General features: G+C 39.3%; 15 protein-coding genes and 1 pseudogene. 3 read left to right on the top strand and 13 right to left on the bottom strand.

What is annotated here, in order from left to right:
* Nucleotides 1–101: 101 nt before the first annotated feature.
* Nucleotides 102–1,085, bottom strand: coding sequence for an alpha-ketoacid dehydrogenase subunit beta (locus H6G44_RS11560; protein ID WP_190386629.1), 984 nt, complete (start codon nucleotides 1,083–1,085; stop codon nucleotides 102–104).
* Between the two features lie 202 nt (nucleotides 1,086–1,287).
* On the opposite strand from H6G44_RS11560, the gene H6G44_RS11555 reads away from it, so the two are divergent.
* A complete protein-coding gene (locus tag H6G44_RS11555; RefSeq protein WP_190386630.1) occupies nucleotides 1,288–1,812 on the top strand; it encodes a hypothetical protein in 525 nt (174 codons plus the stop codon).
* Between the two features lie 2 nt (nucleotides 1,813–1,814).
* On the opposite strand, the gene H6G44_RS11550 is transcribed toward H6G44_RS11555, so the two are convergent.
* The 10 genes from H6G44_RS11550 to H6G44_RS11505 all read right to left on the bottom strand — a co-directional run bounded on the left by H6G44_RS11550 (nucleotide 1,815) and on the right by H6G44_RS11505 (nucleotide 13,241).
* Nucleotides 1,815–2,939 (bottom strand): extracellular solute-binding protein, encoded by a 1,125-nt coding sequence (locus H6G44_RS11550; protein ID WP_190386631.1) that lies wholly within the window; start codon nucleotides 2,937–2,939, stop codon nucleotides 1,815–1,817.
* A gap of 106 nt (nucleotides 2,940–3,045) precedes the next feature.
* Nucleotides 3,046–4,155, bottom strand: a complete 1,110-nt coding sequence (gene cobT / locus H6G44_RS11545) for a nicotinate mononucleotide-dependent phosphoribosyltransferase CobT (RefSeq protein WP_190386651.1) — start codon at nucleotides 4,153–4,155, stop codon at nucleotides 3,046–3,048.
* Nucleotides 4,156–4,162: 7 nt separating this feature from the next.
* Complete coding sequence (locus H6G44_RS11540) at nucleotides 4,163–4,873, bottom strand: DUF2232 domain-containing protein (RefSeq protein WP_190386632.1); 711 nt, start codon at nucleotides 4,871–4,873, stop codon at nucleotides 4,163–4,165.
* Nucleotides 4,874–5,055: 182 nt separating this feature from the next.
* Nucleotides 5,056–5,748: a glycerol-3-phosphate 1-O-acyltransferase PlsY gene (gene plsY / locus H6G44_RS11535; protein WP_190386633.1), complete on the bottom strand. Its 693-nt coding sequence runs from the start codon at nucleotides 5,746–5,748 to the stop codon at nucleotides 5,056–5,058.
* Between the two features lie 89 nt (nucleotides 5,749–5,837).
* On the bottom strand, nucleotides 5,838–7,025 hold the full coding sequence (locus tag H6G44_RS11530) for a DUF3086 domain-containing protein (protein ID WP_190386634.1): 1,188 nt from the start codon (nucleotides 7,023–7,025) through the stop codon (nucleotides 5,838–5,840).
* A 68-nt stretch (nucleotides 7,026–7,093) separates the two neighbouring features.
* Nucleotides 7,094–7,483 (bottom strand): DUF3119 family protein, encoded by a 390-nt coding sequence (locus tag H6G44_RS11525; protein ID WP_190386635.1) that lies wholly within the window; start codon nucleotides 7,481–7,483, stop codon nucleotides 7,094–7,096.
* Nucleotides 7,484–7,560: 77 nt separating this feature from the next.
* Nucleotides 7,561–8,316, bottom strand: a complete 756-nt coding sequence (locus tag H6G44_RS11520; protein WP_190386636.1) for an MlaE family lipid ABC transporter permease subunit — start codon at nucleotides 8,314–8,316, stop codon at nucleotides 7,561–7,563.
* 449 nt (nucleotides 8,317–8,765) lie between these two features.
* Complete coding sequence (locus H6G44_RS11515) at nucleotides 8,766–10,778, bottom strand: cation:proton antiporter domain-containing protein (protein WP_190386637.1); 2,013 nt, start codon at nucleotides 10,776–10,778, stop codon at nucleotides 8,766–8,768.
* A 195-nt stretch (nucleotides 10,779–10,973) separates the two neighbouring features.
* Entirely contained in the window at nucleotides 10,974–12,251 is a 1,278-nt protein-coding gene (purD, locus tag H6G44_RS11510; protein ID WP_190386638.1) for a phosphoribosylamine--glycine ligase, read from the bottom strand.
* Nucleotides 12,252–12,941: 690 nt separating this feature from the next.
* Entirely contained in the window at nucleotides 12,942–13,241 is a 300-nt protein-coding gene (locus H6G44_RS11505; RefSeq protein WP_190386639.1) for a hypothetical protein, read from the bottom strand.
* 174 nt (nucleotides 13,242–13,415) lie between these two features.
* Between H6G44_RS11505 and H6G44_RS11500 the strand changes: the two genes are divergently transcribed.
* Together H6G44_RS11500 and H6G44_RS11495 are read left to right on the top strand one after the other, a co-directional pair.
* Complete coding sequence (locus tag H6G44_RS11500) at nucleotides 13,416–13,670, top strand: type II toxin-antitoxin system Phd/YefM family antitoxin (protein ID WP_015081214.1); 255 nt, start codon at nucleotides 13,416–13,418, stop codon at nucleotides 13,668–13,670.
* A complete protein-coding gene (locus H6G44_RS11495; protein WP_190386640.1) occupies nucleotides 13,663–13,923 on the top strand; it encodes a Txe/YoeB family addiction module toxin in 261 nt (86 codons plus the stop codon). The genes H6G44_RS11500 and H6G44_RS11495 overlap by 8 nt, the downstream gene beginning before the upstream one ends.
* A 650-nt stretch (nucleotides 13,924–14,573) precedes the next feature.
* Here the strand turns inward: H6G44_RS11495 and H6G44_RS20745 are convergent.
* Together H6G44_RS20745 and H6G44_RS20740 are read right to left on the bottom strand one after the other, a co-directional pair.
* Entirely contained in the window at nucleotides 14,574–15,299 is a 726-nt protein-coding gene (locus tag H6G44_RS20745; RefSeq protein WP_390802822.1) for a bluetail domain-containing putative surface protein, read from the bottom strand.
* Nucleotides 15,285–16,544, bottom strand: a pseudogene (locus H6G44_RS20740) (Calx-beta domain-containing protein); the annotation flags it as partial. The pseudogene H6G44_RS20740 and the gene H6G44_RS20745, both read right to left, overlap by 15 nt.
* Nucleotides 16,545–17,597 lie beyond the last annotated feature (1,053 nt).

Here is a 17,597-nt window from a genome sequence, read left to right as displayed (position 1 = left end):
CCAAGGGAATAGGTAATACTTCGCTCAGGACAAGTCGCTCAGTAACCAGAGGCGGCCGTTGGGGCGAACGGCCGTTCGCCCGTACAACTGTCAACTGTCACCTAAACCCGCAAAGCCACCATTTTCTGGACTGCTTCCACGATTTGCTCTGGTTGGACAATGGTTAGGCGTTCCAGATTACCATTGTAAGGTGTGGGGATATCTTGAGAAGAAAGCCGCAATACAGGCGCGTCTAATTCATCAAATAAGCGATCATTAATTGAAGCCGTTAATTCTGCACCAATACCTCCGGTTCTCATACACTCTTCTACAACAATCACCCGGTGAGTTTTGCGAATTGATGCGCCAATAGTGTTAAAATCGAGAGGTTTCAAAGAAATTAAATCAATAACTTCTGGATCATAACCTTGTTTTTCCAAAACTTTCACTGCTTGCAGTACATGATAGCGCATCCGCGAATAAGTTAAAATTGTCACATCCTTACCTCGACGGACAATTTCAGCCTTATCTAGGGGGAGGACATATTCTGTTTCTGGTAAGTCTTCTTTTAAATTATAAAGTAAAACGTGTTCAAAAAATAACACTGGGTTATCATCGCGGATAGCTGCTTTTAACAATCCTTTAGCATTGTAAGGGGTGGAACAAGCCACAATTTTTAAACCAGGAACAGCTTGAAAATAGGCTTCTAGCCGTTGGGAATGTTCCGCACCTAATTGTCTACCCACACCCCCAGGACCACGAATCACCATAGGGATTTTAAAGTTACCACCGGAAGTGTAGCGTAACATACCCGCATTATTAGAAATTTGGTTGAAGGCGAGGAGCAGAAAGCCCATATTCATTCCTTCAATAATTGGACGTAACCCAGTCATAGCAGCACCTACAGCTATTCCAGTAAAGCTATTTTCCGCAATAGGCGTATCTAAAACTCGCAGATCACCATACTTTTGGTGTAAATCTTTGGTAACCTTATAAGAGCCGCCGTAGTGTCCTACGTCCTCACCCAAAACAAATACGCTAGAATCGCGGGCCATTTCTTCGTCAATAGCTTCCCGCAGGGCGTTGAAAAATAGTGTTTCTGCCATTTAGACCTTTATTGCAATTTATCGTTATATAATTTTATCGTGCCATTGTCCCGAATACCGTCAAGCGTAGCACTGTTGTTGAAAACAGAATATAATTCTTTCATATCCTGTTTTCAATTGTCAAGCTAAAAGCAAACTAAAATGCTGATACCCGGACGGAATAACTCCTTTTTTCTAACTCGTAAAATATCTTGTCTCAGCTATGAATAAAAATAATTTATTTACCTGCAAAAAAACACGGTTATTATCAGCAATTCTCAGTTTTACTACTTCTTATCTTGTGTTGATACTTCCATCAATAGCAGAAAACATTCTCCGACCTTCTAATGCACCTTTGGAATTAAATCTACTCAGCCAACCAAAAGATAATATTATCACGGCTAAAACCATTGATCCCCAAAAATTAACAGTTCCTAGTTTATGGTGGTCTAAACAAACCTCGGAAAACAAACTTTTAGATAATTGGATTGCTTATCCAGCTTCTTCAACAGAACCACCACGGGCGGATTTAATTGTTAATCAGCAAATTTGGAGTTTATTAGACTATTTAGAAAAATATGGTTTTGTCAATAATTTAGGGAGGATAGCCAGTAAATCTGGTTATAACATCCGAGTTTTTAACTACCAAAAAGAAATGTTAGGAACTTACACTTGTAATTTTTCTCAACGTCCTGTTTTCTGTAGTATTCAGATGAATAATCAAAGTAAAGTAGGATTTCGTTTCTAAAATCATGATTGTTTCATCTTCATAAATAAATCTTCATACTCTTTCATCACTGCTGGAGGTAAAGGTAATAAAAATTCACTTTTGGCAAAAATTTCTGCATTAGTTAATAATAAGTTCTGTATCTCAATATTTCCCATGACCATATTATCCTGAATAGGAGAATTACTTTTAGTGAGTAAAGCAATTTGTTTAGATATATGGGGTTGTAAACAAAAATCTAGCCATTGATATGCTAAATCATCATTATTAACACCTACGGGACTTACCCATAAATCAGCCCATATTGCTGTTCCTGATTTCGGGACAATTGCGGCGAATTTTTGATAACGACTAATGACTGGAATAATCTCGTCAGACCAACCGACTGCTAACCAAGTGTCTCCAATAATTAATGGTTCTAAATAATTTGTAGAATTATAAAATTTAACTTGTTGATTTAATGCTTGTAATTCTGTTTCTAAGGAAGAGATTTGATTGAGATTTTCTGTATTATAAGATTTTCCTAGTTTCTTCAATACTAAACCAACTACTTCTCGTGGATGATTTAGTAAAGAAATCCGGTTTTGTAATTCACTTCGCCATAAATCACTCCAATCTGTTGGTGTCCAACCCAATTTTTGAAACTTTTCTCGATTATAAATAATTACTGTATTTCCCCACCGATAAGGAACTCCCCAAATTTTACCATTTTGATCACGTTTAATTATCTGTTGCCATTTATCATTTATATAACCTATATTTTTGAGATTTTTTGTTTCTAATGGTTGAATTAATTCTTGGCTAATTGCTGCTTCTAACCAATAGTCTCCCAAGGTGACTAAATTCGCAGTTGGTGATCTTTGATTTTGATTAAAGGGTAAATAACTAGTCCATTCTTTTTGCTGATTTGTTGGCGGTTGTTGCCAAGTTTGTAATAATTTAAATAAATCCTCAAGTTGATCAATTGGGGTAAATTTCAACTCCCCCCCCTGAGTTACAGTTTTCCGAAACTTCTTAACTACCTGACCGGGAATAGAATTTTTTAATAATTGTACATTTAAGAGTAGTTGCTGATTTGTTCCGCACCCTGTGATCACTTGAGAAAGTGCTAAGGTACTTACACTTAATAAAAAAGCTCGTCTGTCCATTAATTTTACAGTCAGTCAATAAAGAGTGTGTGCTAAATAGGTTAACAAAATAAAACTAAACTGTGTAAAGAAACTTAAAATCGCTGAAAACTTCTTTACTATTACCTTACTTGTATTGATTGGCGTGAAGTTGCTCAATTTGGGCTTCAATAGCTGCTAATAGTTGATTTTGTTGCCAATTTTGACATAAGGAAGCAGCAATACAGGCCGCACCCGCACCAACCCCTTCTTTGACAAAACCCAGTTCATAAGCTTGAAGTTGGGGGTATCGAGAACTAGCAAAACTCAATTGTGTGGCTAATAAGGGCGGGATACTGTTTTTTGGGAAACTTTGGGCTAAATCAACTGTTGCACCTGTAGAATCTTCTGCTACCCAGCGGGTAGTACCGATTATAACTTCTGTGGGTTGCCAAGATAAAGAATATTTCTCGGTGATAGCCTGAATTAAAGCATAAACTGCTAACATTTGCGTACCTCCACCTAATAATACTCCACAAGTTCGACTAGCAGCGATCGCCATTCCCGCTACTACGACTTGCATAGGATCACCTACCGCTGCTACTAGATATAAAGGATCCCGTGATGGCGGCATTTTTCTTAATCCCGCTTGCACTAAATCCCATTTTTGCCCATGATTACAAATAGGATGGCTGCTGTTAACTTTACCGGCTGCATTAATCCCCAACCCAGTTAAAATCGCTAAAGCGGTTGTTGTTCCACCGACAACGCACTCGCTTAAAATTAAATAACTATCAGAATTTAGTTTAGAACTTAATTTAGCTCCATAGTATAAGCCCTGTGATAATAAATGCTTAACTGTAGCTATATCCATTGCTGCACCCTGACTTAAACACTTTGCCGGAGCACCTGCCAAATTAATTAATGGCACCGGTGGAGTATGTAGCAATCCCGCATTAAATAGGTAAACAGGGATGTTTAAATTAGCTACTACTGACCGCGAAATCAGCACAGGAGACGCGCCTGAACTTAAAGGTGGTAGAGGGTACTTAGGTTGATATTCAGCACCATAATAAAGAAATTCCGCATCAGCACAAGCCGTATATTGACGGTCTTCTGGAGTCAACCCAGCCGCAGAAATCCCAGGAATTAACCCGGTTTCCGTAAATCCTAAAATACAGGCAAATATCGGTAATTTACCCCGATAACGGTCTAACCAGGCTTGACTCTGGGGAACTTGGGTATAAATATTAATCATATCTGAACTACTCATAATCCATCAATACCTGCACCCAATGAGGTGGACGGGGAATAGGATTTCCCAAGCGGTCTAAAAGCAACCAAGCAACAAGATGAACGATAAACAAGTAAATAAAATTATTAAAGAGAATTAAAGCGATCGCTCCTAATTGAATTAATAATAAATTGGGAGTCATCAACAATTCCAACTTTAAAAAAATCCATTCAATAATTCCCGTCACCTGGTTAATTGCATAAACCCATAAGTCTTCTCCAGATAACACCGACAAAAACCATAACCGAAAAAACACCCCCAGCGTCCCCAACAGCGTCCCTGAAGTTATGGAAACAATCCAGTGTACACGACGATACCAACTTGCCCCCAACATCACGCCCATAAAGGCAAAAGGCATGACAAATAACAAACTGCGAACTGGTCCCATCAACACAGATAATAGTAACGCAGAAGTTACCGCTGCCATCCAAGCTGCCCGTTTACCCCAGCGTAAATACACCAAAGCAATGGGGATAGGAAAAAATACTCGCAATACTGGACCTAAAGGAAAATAAAAATTAATAAACCAAATTAAACTGGCTGTACTTGCTAAAAAAGCGGTTTCTACCATCCTCAAGGTACTCTCAACTTTGAGGGATTGGTATTGTAATTGGTTTTCCAGAGGAGATTCAGAAGATGAATTTTGTTCTGGTTCTTCCGATAGGGAATCAACAATACTCATCAGGTAACAAATTAAACTAAGGTTGGGTCTAAAGCTGACTAATCGCAAATATAAATTATATCTTGATTCTGGACAATCAAACCCATTTTTTCTAGTTTTTTTGCCACTCTTGTTATAGTTTCTCCTGCTAATCTACTTAAACTACTTGAGGGTTGCTGAAAGATTTTTTTGCGAGGGAACAATTAACAGTCAACCCGAATTCTGTTATTTTCTTCTGTTTGTGTTTCCACTTTCTGGCCAATTTTCGGTTCTGTACCTGCGATTAATCTTTTAATATTACTGCTGTGACGGATAATTACATATAAACCTCCAGCTATGCCCAGAATAATGTAGGCTAAAGGTTGATGAAAAATTACCATAAAAATAGGCACAGCCACAGCCCCAGCAATAGAACTTAAAGACACAATTCTAGAAATAGCAATTACGACGGCAAAAACTCCTAATGTTGATAATCCCATTTGCCAATTTATAGCTAACAAAATCCCCACACCGGTAGCCACAGATTTACCACCTGTAAAGCCGAGAAAGATGGATTTACTATGTCCTAAAAGGGCAGCTAAACCAGCTAAAGTTACTAAATAAGGTTGCCAAGTTTGTATATTTACAGTTGTTGGTATTAGATTCTGAACATAAGGAATATTAAATAAAGCATAAACTAAATTTATTGCTAATACTCCTTTTAAAGCATCAATTAATAACACAAATGCACCGGGAACTTTACCCAAGGTTCGTAAAACATTAGTTGCACCTGTTGAACCAGAACCAACCTCTCGAATATCAATTCCTTTTAATAGCTTACCTGCTATATATCCAGTTGGAAAAGAACCAAAAATGTAAGCTAATAAAACTATCACTCCACACAAAGTTAACCACATAATCTAGTTGTTCGTTGTTCGTTGTCTGTTGTTCGTTGTCCGTTGTTCGTTGTTGTGCCACTGACCACTGACTACTGACCACTAACCAATTAAAAATTATCATCAAAATCTCGATCTTTTATAGTTTTTGGATCAGGAGCAAAAGCCAGCCAGAGAGGGAATTGTAGCAAAGCCAAACTAATTTGTTCTTCAGAATCATCAATAATAATTAAAGGCATTTGATTGGCTTTAACTAATCTTTCTGCCTTTTGTGCTAATGCTGTTGATGCTTCAAATAATACCACACCCCTATCCGGTCCAAAATCAGGACGACCAATACCCAAACAATCTTGTAAACCGCGTCGCCATTCGCCTAAACGTTCCGGTGTATTAGCTAAAATCAAAGTTCGTAAGCGATCGCCGTATAGTTCATGTAATATAGAAATTGCCGAAGAAGCAATTAAAATATTTTGTAAGCGGCTACCCATTGTCCGTAAAGCACCGCGTCCACCTAAAGTAAATAACCAACTGGAGATTTTTTCCCCGTGAATCGGTTCAAAAGTGCGGCGTAATTGCCAGGGTGGTCCATAATAATCTGGTTGATTGCGATATTGGTCAAGCAAGCGGCGGATTTTTTTAGTCGTATCTTGAAACTGTTGTTGTCCAAGTTGGGGAGCTTCTAATTGTTCTTTAACGGGTTTTACTTCTTTCGGTGCTGACCTTTCACGTTCTTTCACAGGTTGTACAAGCTGCATTTGTTCCGCGGCTGAGGCCAAATCCTGTAAACTACCCGTGAGATAGTCCTTAAAACCCTGTACTCGAATTGCTATATCTTGAGATGTCCCCGCAAAGGTTGTCCGCATTTCATTACGAATTCGTTCTTGACGGCGTTCGAGTTGTTCTACAGAGATTTGTAAAGCTTGTTTGCGTTGTTCTAACTGTGATAATGACTCTTGAACAACTTGGGAAATTGTAGCTTGAGTTACACTTATTTGCGCCTGAAGGGTTTGATATGTAATTTCCAATTGGGCAACTTCCGCTTTTAACTCTGCTGACTTTTGCTGTAATTGGCTTACTTTTTGCTCTGGTTCTGTATATAATGAATTTACCGCTTCTAAAGGCATTGTTTCCGTTAATTTCGACTCATGTATAGAATGTTGCGATTCTGTTGCAATGGTAACTACCTGTGTAGACCCTTCCACCTCTGATTCTAAATCAGCAGATGGGGTTTTTGGTAGTTGATCTGTAGGGAGTTGCTCATCTATTGGTTTTGGGTTTTGAGATTCCTCTGGGTTCATAAACAACAATATAAATTTTCCATCATCCAAAAAATATCTTTCCCAAAATATAAAATTGGGGACAAAACCTAATCAACCCGTGGACAACGTTCTTCTAAACAAGATTTTAAGGTTTTGGGGTCAAATAAAATGGGCAAAAAGTGAATACTGTTAACTTCCTTAAAATAGAACAAAATGGGAACTTGATTCCAGAATATCCGCCAATTTTGCCATTCTTGGTAGGGAAAACGCCGAATTAATTTTTCTCCTCTGTAAAGATCAAAATCTGTAGCGGTAAATTGAAATCGCAATGTTACAGCTTGCAACATCAAAAATAAACCCAATAGTGTCAATATACATCCTAGCCAAGGTTGTATCAACAGTACGGGAATAGCGACCAGGACTAAGACAACAGGAATATTATAACTAGGCTTTAATTCTACTGTTGAGGTGGTGTTAGGTGTTAATGAACTATTCAAAATCTTTTACTCCTGACAATTCGTTATTATTTCTTTTGACCTTTCAATTACTGTCCTGGTGTAAATTCACTACCTGGTCATTGAAACATCACCCAAGACAGAAAGAAGTTGCTAATAAATATCACCAATAAGGCAGTAACTACAGCCGTTGTTGTTGATTGTCCCACACCTTTAGCCCCGCCAGTGGTTGTTAAGCCCCAACTACAGCCAATAATGGCGATAAGTACACCAAAGCAACAGGCCTTAATCATCGAACTAGAAATATCCCAGATATCGAGAAAGTCACGGGCTGAATCTAGAAATACTGTATCTGAAAGATTATAAATACGGGTGGCTATGAGTAACCCTCCAGACATTCCTGTGACTAAGCATAGCAAGGTTAAAATCGGTAGCATGATCAGACAGGCCAGAAGCCGGGGAATGACTAGATAATCAATAGGATCTGTTTTTAACATTAACAGAGCATCTATTTGTTCTGTAACTTTCATTGTGCCAATTTCTGCAGCAAAAGCCGAACCTACTCGTCCTGCTAAAACTACTGCTGTTAATACTGGGGTCAGTTCTCTAGTTAATGCTACTGCTAACACGCCACCAACGAGGTTTCCCGCCCCAAAGTTGATAAACTCCCGTGCTACCTGAATTGTAAATACTGCACCGACAAATATGGCTGTTAATAAAGCAATAAAGAAGGAGTCTGGTCCAACTATTGCCAGTTGTTCTAGGGTGTTACGTCGGTGAATTTTACCTTGGAGGAGGTGAAATATAACTTGTCCACCTAAAAAAATCGCAGACAGCAACCGCTGACTCCATGATCCTAAACTGGATTTAGTCATTTTTATTGGGGAATAGAATCAACATTTAAGCAATTTACATAGATGGAAATTTACTTTGCTCTGATTAGAGCGTTGGTGTTACCCGATGATAATTTTTAATACCAAGGGTCTTGATTTATAAGTGGGTAACTGAGTACACCTTGATTATACCAAAAAGCGAACTGCTTGGGTTAGCTTACTTATCATACAGCACTTTCTGGTATTATGAGGTACATATCTAAAGGGCAAGATGCCCACACTACAAGAGTTTCATGATTAAATTTTGAACGCTGCATATCTAAATGAAGTACACACCAATTTATTCACTGTTCCCTGTTCCCTAAAACTAAAAAACTTTGTAAGTCACGTCAACACAATAAAACCAAACTATGTAAAGAAACGTAAAATTGTTGGAAACTTCTTTACTCTTGCCTTGCGATAACAACAATTTTCAATGATAACCTACTTAACTACTTAATAGTGATTTTACCCTCAGCAAAGGCGATTAAAGCATTAAGTTCCTGATTTGATCCTACCACTAATAAGCGATCGCCTAAAAGTAATGTAGTTTGATTATGAGGATAATCTATTTCTTCATCATCAGCACGACGAATAGCCATTAAACTCACCCCGGTTAAATAACGCATATTCACTTCTTCTAAAGTCATCCCAATAAAAGGTGAATTTGCTGGTAAATCATACCAACGACGATTCAGATCACGAGTAACTTTTTGTAAATACTGAGAAACTTCAGCAGGAGAAGGTTCAGGACGTAAATCTAAATAATGATTTTGGCGAATTTCTTGCATTTTCTGTTGTACCAAATCTGGTAATAAACCCACACCAATTAATAGATGATTTGCCATTTCTAAACTAGCTTCAAATTCGGGTTGTATTACTTCCTTTGCTCCTAATTGATAAAGCACTTCAATATTTTTATCTTGGGTAGCACGGACAACTGTATCTAATTCTGGACATAGTTCCAAAGCCCGTTTTAAACACAGTCGAATACTTGCCGGATCTGGAAGAGCAATAGCCATACCTTGAGCGTGATTTACCCCAGCAGTTTCTAATACATGAAGACTGACAGAATTGCCATAAACATAGGGTATACCTGCTTCCCGTAACTGCTGAATACGACTTTCTGATTGGTCAATTACCACGACAGGTAATTGATATTGCTGTAATAATTTCACCAAATTTTGACCAATGCGGCCATAACCACAAACTACTATGTGATTTTTCTGTGGTAAATCTGCCGATAAATCAAGAGCTTGATCATTTACTAAATAGGGTTTTAGCCAAGGAATAGATTCTGCAAAATCGAATAAGAAAGGTAATAATCGTAGGACAAAGGGAGTTAACATTAAAGTAACAGCCGTAGTTCCTAGAATTAATAAATATATCCGTCGAGAAACCAAACCTAAAGCTTGCCCTTCACTGGCTAAAACAAAGGAAAATTCCCCAATTTGTGCTAATCCCAAACCGACAATTAAAGCTGTTTTTAAAGGGTAACGAAATAGTCTAACTAAAGGAGTAATAATTAAAAACTTACCCACAAAAACTAAAGCCACTAATCCGAGAATTAACTCCAGATTTTGCCACAAAAATAATGGATCAATTAACATCCCAATAGCGGCAAAAAATAAACTGGCAAATATATCCCGCAAAGGTTCAACAATAGTCAAAGTTTCATCAGCATATTCTACCTCAGAAATCATCAAGCCGGCGACAAATGCGCCCATTTCAATAGATAGCCCTAAATATTCTGTCAGCAGAGCAATTCCTAAACAGATCGTAACAACACCTAATAAAAATAACTCCTTGCTTTCCGTGCTGGCTAATAATCTCAGTAAAGGGGGAATTAACCAAATCCCCGCTACAACCGCACCAGCCGCAAATAACCCAATTTTAATCAATGCCATGACCACAGCAATACCAATGGCTTCTCCTGGTTGATGGAGGGCTGGTAATACGGCTAACATTAATCCCAGTGCCAAGTCCTGGACTACCAAAATCCCTAGCATTACCTGTCCGTGGGGTGTTTCCGTTTCATTGCGTTCCATCAAGCATTTGAGAACCACTGCGGTGGAAGACAAAGACAAAATCGCACCCAAAAATACACCCTTAGCGGGTAAAGTTCCCCAAGCACCCGTAACACCACATACAAAGACAGTGACGAGAATAGTGAGGATAATTTGTAAAGTACCACCTCCCAGAGCGATCGCTTTAACCTTTTTGAGTTCCGTTAAAGAAAACTCCACACCTAAAGCAAATAACAAAAACGCTACCCCAAACTGAGCTAGGGTTTCTACCTGGACAAGTTCTTTAATTAGTCCCAATCCAGTCGGACCAACAACCATACCACCGATGATATATCCAAGCAAAACAGGTTGTTTTAACAATGCTGCTAGTAGTCCACCGCAAGCTGCAACAGCAAACACCGAAACCAAATCAACAATTAATCGAAAATCTTCTTGCACCGCTTTTAATTAAAAACTATAAAGAACCTTATAGATTCAGCATACAAACTTTTAGCAATTTGCGGGGAGGACTGGGATACAAGAAACATAAAAGAGCCGACAGACCCCGAAGAGGGAGGAGGGAGCAAGGGTTAAGATTCCTTCGCGCCTCTGTGCCTCTGCGTGAGTAGAAAATCTAACTCATGTACCCAAAAATCAGCCTAAAACCCGATAACCAATATCTCGGCGATAATACATCTGAGCAAATTGAATATTTTCAATACCTGCATAAGCTTGAGCTAAAGCTTCCTGAAAATTCTCACCCAAACCAGTCACATTTAACACCCTACCACCATCTGTCACAACTTCTTGGGCGGCATTTAACTTTGTCCCCGCATGAAACACCGTCGCCCCCGCAGTCTCCGCAGCAGCCAGACCAGTAATTACCTTGCCTTTGGCATATTCTCCCGGATAACCACCAGAAGCCGCCACCACTGTGGCCGCAGCCCCCTGTTTCCAAGCAATTGGCGGCATATCTTCTAACCGCTGTTCTATACAAGCCAAGATCAGGTCTTCCAAAGGTGTTTCTAGCATTGGTAAAATTACTTGGGTTTCTGGATCACCAAAGCGACAGTTAAATTCTAAAACCCGAAAATCCCCATCTGGTGAAATCATTAACCCCGCATACAAAATGCCTCGGTAGTCAATGCCCCTAGCCTGTAAGGCGTGAATAGTTCTTTCTAATACTTCTGTTTGTACCCGTGCCATTAACTGCGGTGTCGCTATTGGTGCAGGAGCATAAGCACCCATGCCTCCTGTATTTTCTCCTGTATCACCTTCGCCAACCCGCTTATGATCTTGAGCAGGTAATAATGGACGAATGGTTAAACCATCAGTGAGAGCTAAAATAGATACTTCTTGCCCGACTAAACATTCTTCAATGACAACGGAACTACCAGCAGATCCAAATTGTCCTTGAAAAATTGCCTCAATTGCTGCTTCAGCTTGGGCAATGGTTTCGGCAACTGTGACACCTTTACCAGCAGCTAAACCATCGGCTTTTATGACAATGGGTGCGCCCTCAGATTGAATGTAAGCTTTTGCTGGGGCTGCTTCTGTAAATACCGCAGATTTAGCAGTGGGAACTCCGGCTTCTGTCATTAATGCTTTAGCCCAGGCTTTACTTGCTTCTATTTGCGCCCCTTCCTTATTTGGACCAAATACCATTAAGCCTTGATTTTGCAGATAATCGGTAATTCCCTGAGCTAAAGGTACTTCTGGTCCAACAATTACTAGAGGAATATCATTATTTACCGCATATTCGCTAATACCAGCAAAATCATCCACTGCTAAGGGCAAGTTTTCACAACCGGGCATAGTTGCAGTACCACCATTACCTGGTACACAGACAAGCTTGTTGATTTTTTTGGATTGCAGCAGTTTCCACGCTAGAGCGTGTTCCCGTCCCCCATTCCCGATAACTAAAACTTTCACTTATTTCCTCGCGCGTAATCCAGCAAAACGAGTATATATGATACTATCTTCAATTGTCCAAGCTGGTAATCTAGGTAGATTTAGGGTTTGTGTAAAAGAGAGATAGCACAATTATAATCTAATAATATGCTCTTAGTTTTATCCTAAATGCTATTTATCAGATATATTATTCATAATGGCTTTATGATAAGCTTAAATTATAGAAAATCAATAATACTTTTGATATTTATAACTTTTAGCAATTTGCCTTTAGATTTTCTTAATAATTAATTGAGAATATTTTCTATTTACCAACGAGGTTGCAATACTTTCCGCGATTTGCTATAATTTCAGAGAATTTCATAATTGGGTTATTGTTGTCAATTTTGGATCTTTCAAAAGATGTTAGTCTCAAACCCTTTATGGACAGTAGTTTCAGAAATTAATTTCCCAGGCTAATACAAAACTTTACAAAATTAATAGCTATTCCTTGAACAATTTTAGCCATGAATTTGCTCAGAAATGATCTAATTTGAGAGATAGTAAAAATTTACTATTGACAAATTGCTAGAAAAGTGATATTCGCACTGATATTATAGAGTGAACGTCTAAATATGGGTAGGGGTTTGGAAAATGATTCTAAGTTATCAAATCAGGTACGAGAAATAATTACCAATCCTGAGAATTTAATTTCGGCATTTCTAACATTTTTCATAAAGCTTGTTCTAATTTATGGATTTTTTTTAAAATATCTTTGCGTAGTTCCCATAAGCCGAACCGCTCAAAAAAATCCATTTCATCTCCTAAATTTCCTGAGTTAAATTGTTCTAAAAATTTTTCAGAAGTTAGTTGATATTTTTTCTGAAATTTATCTATATCTAAGTTATACATAGCGAGTTTTTGACGATAACGGGTTAAAATTACATTTAAAAGTTGTCCAATAATTCTATCTAATTCTGTGTTGTCGCTACAGTTTTCACTCAACAGTTCTAATTTTTCTAATGTATTCATAATTATATATGCCCTTAGTGAATTTTTCCTTGATTATACACTATTCGAGGCAATAAATATCATATATGGGTGCGGCTCTTTTAGGAAGACAAAATACTACATAAACGTCTGGGGATTGTACAATTTGCCCAAACCTGCTATACTTGTACAATAAACAGTACAGGTTCTCCGCCAATGAAAATTATCTCTTTTAGCGAGGCCAGAAATAGTCTGAAAACGGTTTTAGACCAGGTGACGGCAGATGCCGACTATACAATTATCACTAGACGGGATGCTGATGATACGGTGGTGATGTCCCTGGAGTTTTTTAATAGTCTCATGGAGACTGTGCATTTATTGAAGTCTCCGGCAAATGCAGCCCATTTAGAACGTTCCATTGCTCAATTTAAGCAGGGGAAAGTGGTGCAGCGAGATTTGTTAAATGAGTAGAATGTTGGCTTGGACTGATGAGGCTTGGGGTAATTATCTTTACTGGCAAGGGCAAGATCAAAAGACTCTCAAAAGAATCAATAAGTTGATTGAGGAGACGATGCGGATGCCTTTTGAGGGTATTGGTAAACCAGAGCTTCTCAAGGAAAATTTAGCCGGATTTTGGTCACGGCGAATTGATGATACAAATCCTTTGGTTTATGCTGTTGATGATGTCTATGTAACTATTATTTCTTGCCGATATCATTATTAATTTTGCACTAAGTAGGTTGGCGTTAAAAATTGTCGTTATGACAAGGGAATAGGGAAGAGGTTTTGGGCAACTTTACTTTTCTTTACACAGTTTGGTTTTATAATGTCGACCTACTTATATTATTCATAATAGCTGTATGATAAGCTTAAATTATAGAAAATCAATAATACTTTTGATATTTATAACTTTTAGCAATTTGCCTTTAGATTTTCTTAATAATTAATTGAGAATATTTTCTAGTTATCAACGAGGTTGCAATACTTTCCGCGATTTGCTATAATTTCAGAGAATTTCATAATCGGGTTATTGTTGTCAATTTTGGATCTTTCAAAAGATGTTAGTCTCAAACCCTTTATTGACAGTGGTTTCAGAAATTAATTTCCCAGGTTAATACAAAACTTTACAAAATTAATAGCTATTCCTTGAACAATTTTAGCCATGATTTGCTCAGAAATGATCTAATTTGAGCGATAGTAAAAATTTACTATTGACAAATTGACAAAGAAAGGATATGTAACTTGTCACCCGTTAAGGGGTTTAGTGCTACTAAATTCTTACATATTGCATCAATTACAGGATGGTTTAATGTTAATGTAGAGATGTTTCATGAAACATCTCTACAACGTCGTTCATCTACATAATACCAGAAGCTACACTAAGGTAGTTGTAAAGTTATTGAGTCCTAAAGTACCAGTTAAACCTGTCACCTCAATGATGGCATCAGTAGTTGCACCAAATCCTGCGGTAGCGTTGTTAATAGCAACAAAGGTACGGCTACCAAAGGTAAATTGAGCCGCAGAATTAACTGTAAAAGCAGCAGCAGTTAACTTAGCTGCAATCCCGGCTGTATCAAGTGTTGCCACAGATCCGACATTAGAAAATACGCTGCGAGCAGTGGAAACAAGGAATAAATCATTACTAGCATTAGCATTGAAGTCGGTAACGACATCAAAGTTACTCAGAAGAGAATTAGTTAAAACGCGGTAGTCAAAACGGTCTACTCCCAACCCTCCAGTTAGGCTATCTTTTCCAACTCCTCCGGTGAGGATATCATTACCAGCACTTCCGTTAAGAGTGTCATCACCAGTACCACCAGTAAGAGTGTCATTACCAGCACCACCAAACAAGAGATCATTACCATCACCACTAATAAGATTGTCATTACCAGCGTTACCATTGAGAGTATCATTACCGGCGTTACCTGTGAGGGTGTTATTAGCGCTGTTACCGATAAGGACGTTATTGCCGGCATTACCAATACCGTTAATTGCTGTTGTTCCTGTCAGGGTGAGGTTTTCTACATTCGTTGCTAGGGTGGTAGTAACGGCAGCTGTGAGGGTATCGCTTATAGTTGTAGTTACAGTTGCTGTACCCAATTGGGCATTGGTAGGAGAAGACAAGGTAAGATTAAAGGTTTCCTGTGCTTCGTTAAGAGAGTCATTGAGAATGGGAATAATGATGTCTTGACTAGTAACACCCGGATCAAAGGTTAGAGTTCCGCTAGTGGTAGTATAGTCCGACCCTGCTATGGCCGTATTGTTAACAGTGGCATATTGAACAGTAACGGTTTCAGTGCTGTCACCAGACAAAGTAACAGTATAAGTGACATTTTGGGGACTGGTGATGCCTTCGACTACCGTTTGGTTAGTACTCAGGTCAATAATAATGGGATTAACGGGTAAATCATTATCAGCAATATTGACTGTGGCACTAGCAGCAGTTCCAACTGTGTAGCCTGTTCCTGATGTGACGGTGAGGATAGCTGTTTCTGCTGCTTCTACAAGCGTGTCATCAGTAACGTTCAGGTCAACTAAGGCTGTGCTAGAATTTGCGGCAAAGGTAACAGCATTAGGAATGGTTGTGTAATCTGTACCATTGGTGGCTGTTCCACTCAAGGCAACGTTAACTGTTAAGCTGCTGGTGGTAGCACCTGTCCGGGTTAATGTGTATTGTCCAGGATTTGGTGTTGTTCCTAGTAGGGTTTCGGCAGCATCTGCATTTGCATCTGTGGCTACTACTGTGATTGTGGGTAAATCATTATCAGCAATATTGACTATGGCACTAGCTGATGTGCCGACAGTGTAGCCTGTTCCCGATGTAACGGTGAGGATGGCAGTTTCTGTTCCTTCTACCAAGGTGTCATCAGTAACGTTCAGGTCAACTAAGGCTGTGCTAGAACCTGCGACAAAGGTGACAATAGTAGGAATGGTTGTGTAATCTGTACCATTGGTGGCTGTTCCACTCAAGGCAACGTTAACTGTTAAGCTACCAGTGACATCACCAGTCCGGGTTAATGTGTATTGTCCAGGATTTGGTGTTGTTCCTAGTACAGTTTCGGCAGCATCTGCATCTGTGGCTACTACTGAGACTTGTGGAGGATCATTATCAGCAATATTGACTGTGGCACTAGCAACAGTTCCGACAGTGTAGCCTGTTCCTGATGTGACGGTGAGGATGGCAGTTTCTGTTCCTTCTACCAAGGTGTCATCAATAACGTTCAGGTTGACTAAGGCTGTGCTAGAACCTGCGGCAAAGGTGACAGTAGTAGGAATAGTTGTGTAATCTGTACCATTGGTGGCTGTTCCGGTCAAGGCAACGTTAACTGTTAAGCTGCTGGTGGTAGCACCTGTCCGGGTTAATGTGTATTGTCCGGGATTTAGTGTTGTTCCTAGCAGGGTTTCAGCCGCGTCTGCATCTGTGGCAGCAACGGTGATTACAGGTAAAGTGGGAGTAGTAGAAGTTCCAATTAAGAGCGACCAACCACCCGCAATACTTCCCGAATCACCACCCAAGTCATCCATAACGTAGAGAGTCCAATTCCCGTTGGGGTTGGTATTGTTAAAGACGGAAAAGTCTGTACCGTAAGGACCAACGGGGGCTGGAGAGTTAAATAAGTCTCCAGATTCAAAATCTGTTGGCTTATAGCTACCACTGGTAATCTGGTTGGCATCAGGCAGGTTAGCAGTAGCTGTGGGATCGAAAGTCAAGGTCACGTTCGCTAAACCACTGCTACCACCCACGTCAGACATCAAGATGGCTTTCCCACCAGTCGGACTAACTAACAGCACATCAATGTCATCAGGCCAGGTGTGACTAAGATTCGTTAATGTGACTTTGAGGCTCGTAATGTTACCAGTTAATCCTGAGACATTGATGATTGAAGGATAGGGATTACTTGCACCAGAACTGGGAATGCTAATATTATTAGGGTTGGTAAAAATTGGTAAAGTTTCTTCCGAAACAATAGTTCCAGTTGCTGCACCCGGAGAACCACTGATATAACCCGTGCCGGAATTAACTGTTATGTTTACCGTCTCATTCTGAATTTCTGCTAATGTATCAGCAATCGGATCAACCACAACCGTTGCAGTTGTGGCATTAGCAGCAAAGGTGACAGTTCCCAGTTTCGTCGTCGGATTAAAGGTAACACTGCCATTGGTGATAACACTATAATCTACTGGATCTGACCCAACTAGCACCGCATTTGCGGTTCCGCTTGCACCAAAATTTACTGTCAGAGGTGAGCTTAAATTGAGAGAAGTACGAGTAAAGGTATAGACTAAATTCGTGATTCCATCCTCTTGGACAGTAGTAGGACTTACACCAACAGTTACAGAAGGAAGACTAGATGATACTAAGGCATTATAGACATTGAGGCGTTTACCAGAAACCGT

The sequence above is a fragment of the Aphanizomenon flos-aquae FACHB-1287 genome, from assembly GCF_014698755.1.
Classification (GTDB): domain Bacteria; phylum Cyanobacteriota; class Cyanobacteriia; order Cyanobacteriales; family Nostocaceae; genus Dolichospermum; species Dolichospermum flosaquae.
Note: the sequence above shows the minus strand (reverse complement) of the source record. Positions and strands in the feature narration are given on the sequence as shown.